Annotated in this window: 10 protein-coding genes; 3 read left to right on the forward strand and 7 right to left on the reverse strand. The window is 66.4% G+C overall.

Translation table 11 applies throughout. The features are described from left to right. The 7 genes from AC56LV_RS23550 to AC56LV_RS23580 form a co-directional block, all read right to left on the reverse strand. Positions 1-4707: an NAD-glutamate dehydrogenase domain-containing protein gene (locus tag AC56LV_RS23550; RefSeq protein ID WP_499561275.1), complete on the reverse strand. Its 4707-nt coding sequence runs from the start codon at positions 4705-4707 to the stop codon at positions 1-3. Positions 4708-4804: 97 nt separating this feature from the next. Then, the gene (gene astB, locus AC56LV_RS23555; RefSeq protein WP_499561277.1) at positions 4805-6145 is read right to left on the reverse strand and encodes an N-succinylarginine dihydrolase; all 1341 of its coding nucleotides are present in this window, start codon (positions 6143-6145) and stop codon (positions 4805-4807) included. A gap of 2 nt (positions 6146-6147) precedes the next feature. Next, positions 6148-7632, reverse strand: coding sequence for a succinylglutamate-semialdehyde dehydrogenase (gene astD / locus AC56LV_RS23560; RefSeq protein WP_499561279.1), 1485 nt, complete (start codon positions 7630-7632; stop codon positions 6148-6150). Further along, positions 7625-8704 (reverse strand): arginine N-succinyltransferase, encoded by a 1080-nt coding sequence (astA, locus tag AC56LV_RS23565; protein WP_183555997.1) that lies wholly within the window; start codon positions 8702-8704, stop codon positions 7625-7627. The genes astD and astA overlap by 8 nt, the downstream gene beginning before the upstream one ends. Then, positions 8695-9747: an arginine N-succinyltransferase gene (locus tag AC56LV_RS23570; protein ID WP_499561281.1), complete on the reverse strand. Its 1053-nt coding sequence runs from the start codon at positions 9745-9747 to the stop codon at positions 8695-8697. The genes astA and AC56LV_RS23570 overlap by 10 nt, the downstream gene beginning before the upstream one ends. A gap of 68 nt (positions 9748-9815) precedes the next feature. Next, positions 9816-11117 carry an acetylornithine/succinyldiaminopimelate transaminase gene (locus AC56LV_RS23575; RefSeq protein WP_183555995.1) on the reverse strand — a complete coding sequence of 434 codons (1302 nt, stop codon included), beginning with the start codon at positions 11115-11117 and terminating at the stop codon, positions 9816-9818. A gap of 135 nt (positions 11118-11252) precedes the next feature. Further along, a complete protein-coding gene (locus AC56LV_RS23580; protein ID WP_499561283.1) occupies positions 11253-12191 on the reverse strand; it encodes a GlxA family transcriptional regulator in 939 nt (312 codons plus the stop codon). 236 nt (positions 12192-12427) lie between these two features. Between AC56LV_RS23580 and AC56LV_RS23585 the strand changes: the two genes are divergently transcribed. The 3 genes from AC56LV_RS23585 (at position 12428) to AC56LV_RS23595 (ending at position 14059) form a co-directional block, all read left to right on the forward strand. Beyond that, positions 12428-12856 carry a MarR family winged helix-turn-helix transcriptional regulator gene (locus AC56LV_RS23585; protein ID WP_258835947.1) on the forward strand — a complete coding sequence of 143 codons (429 nt, stop codon included), beginning with the start codon at positions 12428-12430 and terminating at the stop codon, positions 12854-12856. Next, a complete protein-coding gene (locus AC56LV_RS23590; protein WP_332533499.1) occupies positions 12853-13134 on the forward strand; it encodes a hypothetical protein in 282 nt (93 codons plus the stop codon). Before AC56LV_RS23585 ends, AC56LV_RS23590 begins: the two co-directional genes overlap by 4 nt. 91 nt (positions 13135-13225) lie before the next feature. Further along, positions 13226-14059: an HDOD domain-containing protein gene (locus AC56LV_RS23595; protein WP_499561285.1), complete on the forward strand. Its 834-nt coding sequence runs from the start codon at positions 13226-13228 to the stop codon at positions 14057-14059. Positions 14060-14135 lie beyond the last annotated feature (76 nt).

Below are 14135 nucleotides of genomic sequence, written 5' to 3' on the forward strand. Positions count from 1 at the left end.
TTATGCAGCCAGGCGTTCTGGCGAGAGGCCTTCCGACAGCGCCCACACGTCCAGCATCGCCTGTTCCAGCTCCGTCGGCGGGGCAAAGCCCGTCAAGCCGCGCGCGGCAGTCACTTCGTCCACCGCTGCCTGCATGTCGTTGCCGTTGTGGCCCGCATGCTCGATCACCTGCAGCAGCAGGCGCTGTTGCGCGCGGCGCAGCGACTGCAGCGCGTAGTTGCGCAGCTGTTCCTGCGACTTGCTCTGTGCCGGCAGCTTCAGGCCCAGTTCCAGCGTGTCGATGCCGACCTGCTGGCGCAGCAAGGTGCCCACCTGCAGGAACTGCAGCAGCGACATGCCCTCTGGTCGTGGCACCGAGACCGCCGCGAACAGGAACGAGGCTTGCGACTCGATGATCTCGACGGCCTTCCAGGCAGCCGCGAACTGTGGCGGCAGGCCCGTATGGCCATCGGCCTCGGAGCGGAACTTGGCCGCTGCGCTCTCGTCGGCTTCGGCGAACAGCGTCGAGAGTTCGTCCAGGCCTTGCGAGCCTGGCGGCAGCGACAGCACGCCTTCGATCGTGGCGCGTTGCAGCGCGCGGGTACGGTTGTCAACCGAGACCGACACGTCGCGCGGCACCACCAGGGCGTCGGCGTCGAGCGCATCGAACACCGGCGCCAAGTGCAGCGCAGCCCAGGCCTTGGCCCATGCCTTGACGACTTCGGTGTCGTCGATGCGGTGTTCCAGCGCCAGGTCGCGCAGCATCAGCGGACCGCAGCGGTTCACGGCTTCGTTGGCCAGCACGGTGGCCAGGATGGCGTTGGCCAGCGGATGGTCCAGCGGATCGCGGGTGGCGACCAGCTGCGCCGGGAAGTAAGGCCGCAGCAGCGAATCGGCCCAGACTTCACCGGTCAGCGGCAGTGCAGCCAGCGTGCGCTTGAATCGGTTCTTGACGTTGGCGATGACCACGGCCAGTTCCGGCGCCGTCAGGCCCAGGCCCAGCGCCTTGCGGCGCAGCAGTTCGGCGTCGCTCGGGAGCTGCTCCAGCTCGCGCGAGACGGCGCCTTCGGCTTCCAGGTTGGCGATCAGGGCGATGTAGCCGTCGACCACCGCGCCGGTGGCTTGCGCCTGCACTTCACGGGTCAGCAAATGCGTCTGCAGCGTGTTGTCGCGCAGGACCAGGCGCTCGATCTCGCCGGTCATTTCGTTCAGCGTGCGGTTACGGTCGGTTTCCGACAACTGGCCGGCATTGACTTCGGTGTCGAGCCAGATCTTGACGTTGACTTCATGGTCCGAGCAATCCACGCCGGCCGAGTTGTCGATCGCATCGGTGAAGATGCGGCCACCGGCGAGCGCGAACTCGATGCGGCCGGCCTGGGTCGCGCCCAGGTTGCCGCCTTCGCTCACCACCTTGCAGCGCAGCTCATTGCCGTTGACGCGGATCTGGTCGTTGGCGCGGTCCTTCACTTGCGCGTGCGTCTCGGTCGAGGCCTTGATATAGGTGCCGATGCCGCCGTTGTAGAACAGGTCGACCGGCGCCTTGACGATGCGGTGCATCAGTTCCTGTGGCGGCAGCGACGTCTCTTCGATCTGCAGCGCCTCGCGGATCTGTGGCGAGAGTTCGATCGAGCGGGCATTGCGCGGGTACACGCCGCCGCCGGCCGAGATCAGGCTCTTGTCATAGTCTTCCCACGACGAGCGTGGCAGCGCGAACATGCGCTCGCGTTCCTTGAACGAGACTTCGACGTCCGGCGTCGGGTCCAGGAAGATATGGCGGTGGTCGAACGCCGCCACCAGTTTCAGCTGGCGCGACAGCAGCACGCCGTTGCCGAACACGTCGCCCGACATGTCGCCCACGCCGGTCATCGTGATCGGGTTGTTGGCCAGGTCGTGACCCAGTTCATAGAAGTGGCGCTTGACCGCTTCGAACGCGCCTTTGGCGGTGATGCCCATCTTCTTGTGGTCGTAGCCGTTCGAGCCGCCCGACGCGAACGCGTCGCCCAGCCAGAAGCCGCGCTGCACGGCGATGCTGTTGGCGATGTCCGAGAATGTTGCGGTGCCCTTGTCGGCCGCCACCACCAGGTACGGATCGTCCTGGTCGTGACGCACGGTCGCCTCTGGCGGCACGATCTCGCCGCGCACACGGTTGTCGGTCACTTCCAGCAGGCTGGCGATGAACAGTCGGTAGACGGCTTCGCCCTCGGCGGCGACCACGTCGCGCGCTGCATCCTTCGGCATCTGCTTGCAGACAAAGCCGCCTTTCGAGCCGGCCGGCACGATGACGGCGTTCTTCACCATCTGCGCCTTCACCAGGCCCAGCACCTCGGTGCGGTAGTCCTCCATGCGATCCGACCAGCGCAGGCCGCCCCGGGCGACCGGGCCGCCGCGCAGGTGCACGCCTTCGAAGCGGCGCGAGAACACATAGATTTCGCGGAACGGCCGCGGCTCCGGCGCCAGCGCCAGGTCGCTCGTGTCGACCTTGAAGATGATCTTTTCGCCGCTGTTCTGGAAGTAGTTGGTACGCACGGTGGCCAGCGCCAGGTCGATCAGCGCCGCCATGATTTCTTCGGTGTCGGCATGGTTCACGCCCGGCAGGCTGGTCTTCAGCAGGTACAGCGCGCTGCTGCCTTCGTTGCGTTGTTCGTCGGTCAGGGCCGGATCGAAGCGCTGCATGAAGCCGTTGACGAATTCCTTGACCAGGCCAGGCTGGGCGCGCAGCGTTTCGGCCATGTAGCGTACCGAGAACTTCGAGCCGAGCTGACGCCAGTAGCTGATATACGCGCGCACCAGCTGCACTTCGCGCAGCGACAGGCCGCCTTCGATCGTCAGGCCGTTCATGCGGCCATCTTCGGCCTCGTCGTTGAACAGGGCCGAGAACAGTTCTTCGGCCACTTTGCCGATGCCAGGCTTGGTGAGCTTGGCGGCGCTTTCGGCGTCGACCGACAGCGCGGTCACGTAGCGGCGCACACCATCCAGGCCCGTGTGGCGGAAGGTCTGCTCGCGGTCGACCGCGATGCCCGCGTTCTGCAGGGCCGGCAGGATGCGCGACAGCGACGGCACGGTTTCGCTCGAATACAGGCGGATCGAGGTGCCGGCAGCATCATCCTGCTCGATGCGCGCAGTCACGCGATCCGGACGGCAGCGCGTCAGCAGCGCGTGCACGTCGCGGAACGCCGTTTCGGGCGCAGTGGCGGAGACAAAACTCACCGGCAGCGTTGGCACCACCTTGCGCATCAGGCTGCGCAGGCGGCTTTCATCGACGCTGTTGGTCAGCTGGGCAAAGCGGTCATGCCAGCCATCGAGCACGCCCAGGAGCGGCGCCTGCAGATCGGTTTCCAGGTCGAGCGGATAACGGGCCGCATGCGCGATCAGGTACACGCGTGCCAGCGGGCCATCGGCCACCAGGGTCTGGACGTCGACGTCGCGCGCGCCCGAGCTGTCCTTCAGGGCGGCTGCCAGGCTCGCGGCCACGGCGGCGCTGAAGCGCTCGCGCGGCAGGTACACCAGCACGTTCAGGTGACGGCGATACACGTCGCGGCGTGCAAACACCTTGGCGCGTGGCTGCTTGTACAGCGACACCACGGCGCTGCAGACTTCGGCCAGCCATTCCGGCTCGGCTTCCAGCGCTTCGTTGCGCGGCAGCGATTCGAGGATCTCGATGAATTTCTCGGCGCGGAAGCCTTCCTGGCGCACGCCGGCGATGCCGAGCACCTTGGCCACGCGGCCACGGGCGAACGGCAGGCGCGCCAGCGGGGTCGACGTGGCGGCGCGGGTGAACAGGCCAATGAAGCAATGCTCGCCCAGGATGCGGCCCTGCGCGTCGGTGTCGCGCACGCCGATAAAGTCCAGCGGCTGGTCGCGGTGCAGCGTGCCGCCCACGTCGGCCTTGACGATCGACAGCGTGTCAGCACGGCGCGACAGCGTATCGAGGTCGCCCGGGATGCTGGCCAGGCAATCGCCATACACCGGATGCGCGGTGTCTTTCAGCACGCCGATGCGGCTGCCCAGATCGCGTTCGAGTTCGCGCTCGCCTGCCTTGACGACGTAGTAGGCGTAGCCAAACGGCTCGAAGCCTTCGTTCTTGGCCCATTCGAGGAACGCGGCGGCTTCCTGGCCGTCCGGCGTGCCGGCGGCGGCAGCGGCCGCGGCCACGGCGGTCATGCGGTCGCCCATGGCGACGGCGTCGCGCTGCACGGTGGCGGCGTCGTTGGCGACCATGCGGATGCGCGCGGTCAGCTTGTCGAGTTCTTCGTACTGCAGTTCGTCGTTCAGCAGGCACAGGACGATGGATTCGAGCGGGCTGCCCGCTTCGCCGATGGCAACCAGCGCGCCGCTCGCGTCGCGGCGTACCGGCAGCACGGCGTTCATGACGCCGGCGGCGACGATGCGCTCCTTGCGCAGTGCCATGACGAACGAGTCGACCAGGTACGGGCGGTCATCGTTGAGAATCAAGAGTGCGGTGGCCTTGCCGCCGCGGCCGTCCGAGTAACCCATCGTGGCGATCTGCGCGCCGGGGCCAGTGCGCCGGGCCAGCTGCGAGAAACCGTCGACCAGCACGGGCGCCAGGCTGTGCGGCGCGGTGCCGGCCAGGTCTTCGTCGTCGAGCGACTCGAGCCAGGCGGCGATCAAGGCATTGACCTGCGCGCTGCCGGCCGATTGATTGGCCGAACCGTTCTCGTTGATCAGCGCCAGCGTCTGGCCGCGCAAATCGTTGGGCATATCTTTCATCTTGCTTCTCCAAAGTTGTGTGCCTGGCGCGCCGCAGCTCGTGGCATGGCGCTGCCTTGCTTTATATGGACAGGGATTACCCGCCCGAATCCTGCTGTTACAAGTCGTACAGCCCCGGCAAGCCGAGGATGCGTGTGAGTTCTTCCAGCGCAGCGGCGCATTCCAGCGCCAGCTGCGGGTCCATCAGATCCTGCGTCTCGATGCGGTCGCGATAGTGGCGTTCGACCCACGCAACCAGTTGCGCATACAGCGCCTCGGTCATGATCACGCCCTGGTGCATTGCGGCCGCCTCGGCATCGGTCAGCGCCACGCGCAGACGCAGGCACGCCGGCCCGCCGCCGTTGCGCATGCTCTGGCGCAGATCGAATTCGATCAATTCGTCGATCGGGCCACGCCCCGCCAGTAAGCCTGCCAGATAATCGGCAACCGCGGCGTTCTCGCGGCATTCGTGCGGCACCACCAGCGCCATGCGCCCGTCCGCCTTGGACAGCAGCTGGCTGTTGAACAGATAGCTGGCGACAGCATCGCCGACCGCGACCTGACTGCTTGCCACGCGCACCGGATGCAGCTCGGTGCCAGCAACGGCCAGCGCGCGCCGCAGCGCGTCGAGCGTGCCCGCTTCATCGGCAAACGCCTGCTCGTGATAGAACAGCACATTGCCATTGCCGACCGCGATGACGTCGTTGTGGAACACGCCCTGGTCGATCACGTCCGGGTTCTGCGACGCAAACACGGTGCGCGCCGGGTCCAGGCCGTGCAGGCGCGCGATGGCTTGCGACGCTTCGAGTGTCTGGCGCGCCGGGTATTTTTTGGGCGCCGGGGCGGACGGGTCGAACTCGACGCGGCCATACACGAAGAACTCGACGCCGGCGGCGCCGTGGCTCGCGGCAAAGCGCGTGTGGTTGGCTGCGCCTTCGTCGGCAAAGGCCGGCACCGATGGCAGCGGGTCGTGCACCATGAAATGTTCGCTGTTGCCGAAGATCGCGCGCAGCGTGCGCGTGGCCTGCACGTGTTCTTCGGAGCGGTGCAGCTTGTTGTTCAGGTTCGCGGCCGTGAAGTGCACGCGGCCATCGAGCGAGTCGGCCGACGGGCTGACGGTGGCCGCGTTGGCGGTCCACATCGGCGCGGCCGACCAGGCGCAGGCCAGAATCACCGGCGCTTCACGGTAGGCACGGGCCAGCACGTCGGCGTCGGTACCCGAAAAGCCCAGGCTGCGCAGCAGGCGGAAGTTCGGGCGGCCCTGCGGCGGCATTACCGCCTGCGCAAAGCCGCGCGCCGCCAGCTCGCGCATCTTGGCCAGGCCCTGCAAGGCGGCCTGGCGCGGATTGGAGCTGCTGCGCACATTGCTGAACGAGGCCACGTTACCGAACGACAGGCCGGCGTAGTTGTGCGACGGGCCAACCAGCCCGTCGAAATTGAATTCGCGTGCGTCGCGCATGGTCACGCTCCTTCGGCCGGGAAGCGCAAACCGGGCGACAGTGTGGCCGGCATGTCGAGCACGGGGTTTTCGATCGAGGCGACCGGATAGGCGCAATAGTCGGCGGCGTAATACGCGCTTGGGCGATGGTTGCCCGATTTGCCCACGCCGCCAAACGGCGCCGAGCTGGCCGCGCCGGTGGTTGGCCGGTTCCAGTTGACGATGCCGGCGCGGGCGCGCACGGCAAAGCGCTGCCACAGGTCTTCGGACGGCGACAGCAGGCTTGCGGCCAGGCCGTATTGGGTAGCGTTGGCCACGCGCAGCGCGTCGTCGAAACTCGCCACGCGGATCACTTGCAGCAAGGGGCCGAACCATTCTTCGTCCGGGATGCCCTGTGCATCGGTCGTGTCGACGATGCCGGCGGTGACGAAACCGGTGTTCGGGTCGAGCTGGCGCATCGCCAGCAGCAGCTTGCCACCCTTGGCGACCATGTCTTCCTGCGCCTGCACGAGGCGCGCGGCGACGGCGCTCGAGACGACGGGCCCCATGAACGGCTGCGGTTCGGCGTTCGACGGGCCGACCTGCAACTGCGCGGCCACGGCCACCAGGCGCGCGAGGAACGCGTCGCCGGCGGCGCCGTTTTCGATCACGAGACGGCGCGCGCAAGTGCAGCGCTGGCCGGCCGAGATGAAGGCCGACATCACCGTGTGGTGCACGGCCGCGTCGATGTCTTCAACGCCCCAGACGACAAGCGGATTGTTGCCGCCCATTTCCAGCGCCAGCATCTTGCCCGGCTGGCCACCGAACTGCTTATGCAGCGCGGCGCCGGTCTGGCTGCTGCCGGTAAACAGCACGCCGTCAATCAGCGCCTGCTGGCCCAGCGCGATGCCGGTGTCGCGGCCGCCGTTGACCAGGTTCAGCACGCCCTTGGGCAAACCGGCCTGCTCCCACAGCTGCACCGTCTTGACCGCCGTGCGCGGTGCGTATTCGCTGGGCTTGAACAGCAGCGTGTTCCCGGCGATCAGCGCCGGCACGATGTGGCCGTTCGGCAGGTGGCCGGGGAAGTTGTACGGTCCGTAGACGGCGAACACGCCGTGCGGGCGGTGGCGCAGCACGGCGTTGCCGTCGGCGACCTTGGTTGCGCTCTCGCCGGTGCGGGCGGCGTGCGCCTGGACCGAGATGTCGATCTTGTTGGCCATCGTCGCGACTTCAGTGCGCGCTTCCCACAAGGGCTTGCCCACTTCCTCGGCGATCGTCGCGGCGAGCGACTCGGCGTTGTCCTTCAGCAGATCGCGAAAACGGGTGGCGATGGCAATGCGTTCGGCCAATGGCGTCAGGGCCCAGGCTTCGAAGCTGTCGTGCGCGGCTTGCGCGGCGCGCGCGATGTCTTCCAGGCTCGAGGCATTGCTGGTCCAGGTCTGGCGGCCGGTCGATGGGTCGATCGTCGCGAGTTCGGCGCCGCTGCCGGCGAACCATTCGCCGTTGATGTAATTCGAGAGATTAGCCATGGGTGTTTTTCCTGGTATTGAGTGTCAGGGTACGCACGTTGTCGCCGGCGGCGATGCGCAGCAGCGCCAGCTCGTCGGGACTCAGGACCACGCTGCCTGCGCCAGGCACGGCGCGCGTGAGGATCATCCGGAAGTCGTCCAGGCGCGTGTTCGACACCAGCATGTGTTCGGTGTCGTGGGCGATGTCCTTGGGCGCACCCTCGACCACCTCGCCGGCGTCGATCGCCGGCAAGCCTTGCGCCGCCACGGCCAGCACGCTGTCGCGCACCGCGCGCAGTTCCGACACGCGGCCCTGCAGCACGGGACCGGCGTCGAAGATGTCGACGTAGCCTTCGTAGTACATGCCCTCTTGCTCGAGCAGGCGGCGCGCCGGCTGGGTCGAGGTGTGCACCTTGCCGATGACATCGATCGCCGATTGCGGCAGGTAATCGACATACAGCGGCTGGCGCGGCATCAGTTCGGCGATGAAGGATTTCTTGCCGATCGCGGTCAAGCCATCGACATGGTTGAAATCCATCTTGAAGAAGTGCCGGCCCAGGCCTTCGTAGAACGGCGAATCGCCGCCCTCGTCCTGGTAGCCGCGCATCTCGGCGATGATCTTTTCGGTAAACAGCTGCTGGAACTGGGCGATGAACAGGAAGCGGCTCTTGGAGAGCCACTTGCCGTTGAAGCCCACGCGGTATTCAGGCAGCAGAAACAGCGAGCACAGTTCGGTCGAGCCAGTGAGATCGTTCGACAGGTACAGCGTCTCCATGCGCGTGAAGACATTCAGTTCGCGGCTGCAGTGCACCAGCGTGCCGATGCGGTAGTTGTAGAACGGCTCGGTCAGGCCCACCGCGCCCTTGATCGCGCAGACGCCGGCGATGCTGCCGTCCTGCGGCTCTTCGAGCACGAACATGTAGTCGCGCTGCTCGGGGCGGATGGTCTCGGCAAACGAGGCCTCGGACGTGGCCAGGCGCTGGCCCAGCATCTCGGGGTCGGGCTTCAGCGTCGTCATGCCGCTGCCGGCCTGGTGCGCCATATTGATCAGGGCGTCCAGGTCGGACGTTTTGGCGGCGCGGATCACGAGCATGATGCTTCTCCTTCGATGCGCAGGCAGACAACCTCGTCGCCCGCTGCGACGCCAAGCGCCTGCTGGACCTCGCGCGGCAGCGCGATCGTCGAGCCGTGTTCGAGCGGTGCGCAGTGCAGCGTCACGGCCCGGAAGCCGTTGTCGACGCTGGCGACGGCGTAGGCCACCGGCGCGCCGTGGTTCGGCGACTCTTGCCCGGCAGCGGCCACGCGCAGGCGCTGCGAGGCGCCGAACGAACGCAGCGCGTTCTTGTGCGCCTGCAGGATCGGGCCGCCGTCGAAGATATCGATGTATTCGTCGGCTTCAAAGCCTTCCTGCGCCAGCAGGTCGAAGGCCATCTGGCCGCCCGGATGGATCTGGCCCAGCGCCGCCTGGGCGTCGCCCGGCAGCAGCGGCACGTAGACAGGATAGTGCGGCATCAGTTCGACGATCAGCGTGCGGTTGCGGGCGCCTTCGATCAGGCGCTCGGCTTCGAGAAAATCCATCTTGAAGAACTTGCGGCCCAGCGCATTCCAGAATGGCGACTGGCCATCGGCATCGACGCGCCCGGCCAGCGGCACGAAGAAGCGGTCGCCAAAGCGGTGCGGCGCGAGCATCGCGTACAGCAGGCGCGCGCGCGACAGCAGCGCCGCCTCGACGCCCGCGCTCTCGCGGTTGCGGACAAAAAAGCCCGACAGGTGCGAGTAGGCGGTCAGTTCCGAGCACAGCGTGAGTGCGTGCACGTTGTGGCTGATGTTCAGGTCACGCGAGACCTGCTGGATGACATCGTTGCGAAACGCGAAATAGGTGCCGTTCGAGCCGGCCGATGCGTGAATGGCAGCAGTGCCGACGACCTCGCGCGAGCGCAGGTCTTCAAGCACGAACAGATACGATTCTTCGCTTGGAATATCGACTTGCGCGGCGAACGAGGCGAGCGAGCGCTCGACGGCGGCATTGATGCCTTCGCGCGTGCGCGGGAGCGTATGCACCCCCGGCATCGAAATAGCGGCCATCGCTTCGAGCGCGCCGATATCCGCGCGATCTACCGGACGGACAACATACATGTGGTCTCCCTGTGGGTCAGTGCGTGCGGCCGGCCGCCTTGTTCAAGGCGACCGGCGGGTCCGATGCATCAGGCGGCGTCGGGTGCAGGCACGGGTGCCTCTTTGCGTGGCGCCGCAGGCTCGTCAATGGCGTCAGCCAAAAATTCGGCCACGGCGGCGCGCATGATGCGGTTCGCTTCGGCGATCTGCGCGTCCGAGACGATCAGCGCCGGCGCCAGGCGCACGACGTCCGGACCGGCGATCAAGAGCATCAGGCCCATCTTCTCGGCGATCTTGGTGAAGTCCTTCGAGCGGCCTTTCGACGTTTCCGCCATCGGCAGGCCCAGGAGCAGGCCCATGCCGCGTGGCTGGCCAAATACTTGCGGGAAGTCCGCCGCCAGTTGCAGCAGGTTCGTCATGATCGCCACGTTGGCTTCTTTCACGCGCGCCAGGAAGGCCGGCTGGTTGATGATCTCCAGGACCTTCAGGGCGACCGTGGTGGCCAGCGGGTTGCCGCCGTAGGTCGTGCCGTGGCTGCCCACGCCCAGGTGCTTGGCGATCTCGGTGGTCGTGAGCATCGCGCCGATCGGGTAGCCGTTGCCCAGTGCCTTGGCCGACGTCAGGACGTCCGGCTTGACGTTCATCTGCTCGTAAGCGAACAGCGTGCCGGTGCGGCCCATGCCCGACTGGACTTCGTCGAAGATCAGCAGCGCGCCGGTCTGGTCGCACAGCTCGCGCAGCGCTTTCAGGTAGTCCGGGTTGCCCGGAATGACGCCGCCCTCGCCCTGGATCGGCTCGACGATCACGGCCGCGACATCATCGGTAATCGCGGCGCGCGCGGCCTCGATGTCGTTGTACGGGATGTGGCTCAGTTCCGGTGGCAGTGGCTCGAAGCCTTCGGTGTACTTCGACTGGCCGCCGACCGACACGGTAAACAGCGTGCGGCCGTGGAACGATGCGAGGCACGAGACGATGCGCGACTTGTGCGGACCGAACTTGGTGTGCGCGTATTTACGGGCGAGCTTGAGGGCTGCTTCGTTGGCTTCGGCGCCGGAGTTGCAGAAGAACGCGCGCTCGGCGAACGTCGCTTCGGTCAGCGCACTGGCCAGGCGCAGCACCGGCTCGTTGGTGTAGCCGTTGCCGAGGTGCCAGAGGGTGTTGAGCTGCTTCGTCAGCGCTTCGTTCACTTCAGGATGGGCGTGGCCCAGCGAGGTGACGGCGATGCCCGAGGTGAAGTCCAGATACTGCTTGCCTTCCTGGTCCCACAGGTCCAGGCCCGATGCGCGCACCGGCACCATGGCGGCCGGGGCGTAGGTCGGGACCAGGACGTCGTCGAAGGTCTGGCGGGTGACAGACCGCGTGGCGATACCCGAATCAAGCTGAGCGTTCATGGCTTTTCCTCATCCAATCAATGTAAATGGCGCGGGACAGGTCTCCCGCATGATCAATTCATTATAGAAACGCTGGCCGACAACTTCTTTTAGAAGTGCGACAGGCATTTTCATTTTTGACGCTACCGGACGGCACTATTGCGCCAGCTTCCTCTGCCGCTCTTCGCGCGGCGTATTGCCAAACAAGGCCCCGAACGCCGTCGAAAAGTGCGAGCCGGACGAAAACCCGCACATCAGCCCCACCTGGACGATCGAGTGATTGGTGTCGAGCAGCAGCTGGCGCGAGCGGCGCAGGCGCAGTTCGAGGTAGTAGCGCGATGGCAGGCTGCCCAGGTATTGCTTGAACAGGCGCTCGAGCTGGCGCCGCGAGATGCCGGCCAGCTGGGCAATTTCGTCGGTGGACAGCGGCTCTTCGATATTGGCTTCCATCAGCGCCACCGCCTCGGACAGTTTCGGTTGCAGCGCGCCGAAGCGGGCTTGCAGCGCCACGCGCTGGCGCTCGTCCGGGCCGCGCACGCGGTCGATGCACAGCGTTTCCTTCACTTGCGCCTGGACGGTCGCGCCAAACAGCAGGTCCACCAGCGTCAGCGCGAAGTCGATGCTGGCCGCGCCGCCGCAGCAGGTGAGGCGGTTGGCGTCGAATTCGTAGAGATTGGGGGTGAGCAGGGCCTGCTCGGCCTGGGCATTGACGTCCGGGTACAGCGCCCACGGCAGCGCCGTGCGCACGCCATGCAGGACGCCCGCATCGGCCAGCCACAGCACGCCGGCGCCGACGCCGCCCCAGAACGGCGCGGCGCGGCAGCGCTCGACCAGGGCGCGCAGATTGGCCGGGCGCAGCGCCGCTTCGGCCTCGTCGGCCACCAGCAGTACCAGGTGCCAGTGACGCTGGGCGTCGCCCATGAATTTATCGGGACTGCGCACATCGACGTGCAGGCGCTCGGGCCCCAGCACCTTGGCGGCCAGCCGCAGCGGCTGGTACAGGCCGGACCAGGTCAGCGCGTCCGGCTCGCCGGCATTGACCAGGAGCACGCGCAGCAGCCGCTCCTGGGTCAGCAGGGTCAGGTCAGGCTGCATCGCGGCGGATGGTCAGGGTCACGAAAAGGAAACGGCCACAGGCCTGTGCAAACGACATGGGCGTACATCATACCGGAGAACATTCAGGCAACAAGCCTGTGCGGTCCGCCCCGCCATATTGCGTACCGATGGACGCGTGGCGTTACGGGCAGTGCAGCGGGCAATGCAGCGGGCGGCTATAATCCCGGCCCATGGGGGAACGATATCTAAAAAGCGTCCGACTGCTGGCCGAGTGCATGCAGAGCTTCGAGCGCGTCTCGGGCGACGCCGTGCGCCAGAATGGCTTGACGCATGCGCAGTTCGATATCATCGCCACGCTCGGCAACACGAGCGGCATGAGCTACAAGGAGCTGGGCGAGCGCACCCTGATCACCAAGGGCACGCTCACCGGCGTCATCGAGCGCCTGGAGCACAAGGGCCTGGTACTGCGCGAGCGCAGCTGCGACGACAAGCGCTCGTTCTTCGTGCGCCTCACGCCGGCCGGCGAACAGGTATTCTGCGATGTGTTCCCGCTCGTGATCGCACGCGGCAAGGAATTGTTCCACGCTTACAGCGACACCGACTTCGCCACGCTCGAAACCGCCCTGACGCTGCTGCGCACCCGCATCGCCAGCCACGGCAACGGTCCCCTGCCATCACCACCCCACCTGAAGGAAACGCCTTGAAAACCGCCCTCATCGACGACAAGAAGCCCGCCCATTTCGACAAGCACATCATCGGCAACATTCTGCTCGACGTCGCCCCCCTGGACGAAGTCCAGCAAGAACCGATGCTGATCGGCGTGCGCAACGAAGCCGGCGACATCTACCGCCTCATCGGCGCAACCAAGCTCAACAGCTACATGAACGCGGTCGAAGAACTGTTCGACCTGGGCCTGGCCGACGAGCTGGAAAACACCGAAGAGCCAAAAGAAGGCTGCGACGCCATCTTCAGCGAAGCGTAATCGGTCGCAGGGATGCCACAGGCCGTTGCCAGTGGTTCTCTAGAGCAATATATTTGGTCGCGTTCCGATGGGTTGGGGGTATAATTTTTTCATGGACCAACTCTCCTCCCTCGACAGCATCGCGGCTGAAGCCAGCCGGGGCGAACTCACGTTCCCCACCAGCGTTCACGCATCGCTCAAGTTGCAGCGGGCGTTGAGCGAACCCGACTGCCACATCGACGCCGCCGCCCGCCTCGTGCAGGCCGAGCCGCTGCTGGCCGCGCGCACGGTGGCGATCGCCAACTCGGTCGCCTACAACCGGTCCGGTAACGACGTCACGAGCGTGCCCGCCGCCGTGCAGCGGGTGGGCTTTCGCACGCTGGGCGCGCTGGCCGCGTCCGTCATCGTGCGCCAGCTGGCCAGCGAAATCCGCGACCCGGGCCTGCGCAAGAAGGCCGACCAGCTGTGGACCCACTCGGCCCACGTGGCTGCACTGGCCCAGGTGATCGCGCGCCGCGTCTCGTTTGTCGACCCTGAAACCGCCCTGTTCGCCGGCATCGTGCACGAGGTCGGCGGCTTTTATCTGCTGTCGCGCGCCGAAGCGATGCCGGGGCTGCTGGACGATAATTTGGATGCCTGGCTCGACCATGGCGAAGCGGCCATCGGCCGCGGCGTGCTGCACCAGCTGGCCGTGCCGGCGCCCGTGATGAGCGCCATCGAAGCATTGTGGGGCGGCATGCGCGCGCTGCCACCCGAGACGCTCGGCGACACGCTGCTGCTGGCCAATGACCTGGCGCCGTTCCCGTCGCCGCTGTTCGCGCCGGTGGGCGCCACGACCTATGCGGCCGCAGCGACCATCGACTTCGTGTTCGGCCACGGCACGCTCAAGGGTGTACTTGAAGAGTCGGGCGAAGAGGTCAAGAGCCTGGTGTCGGCGCTGCTGTAGACAAAAAAATGCCCGCTCGGTGAGGAGCGGGCCAAAGTCCAAAACTAGGGATGTCCTGAAAGAGACAGCCCGATCT

Source organism: Telluria sp. RB2R28 (assembly GCF_059685835.1).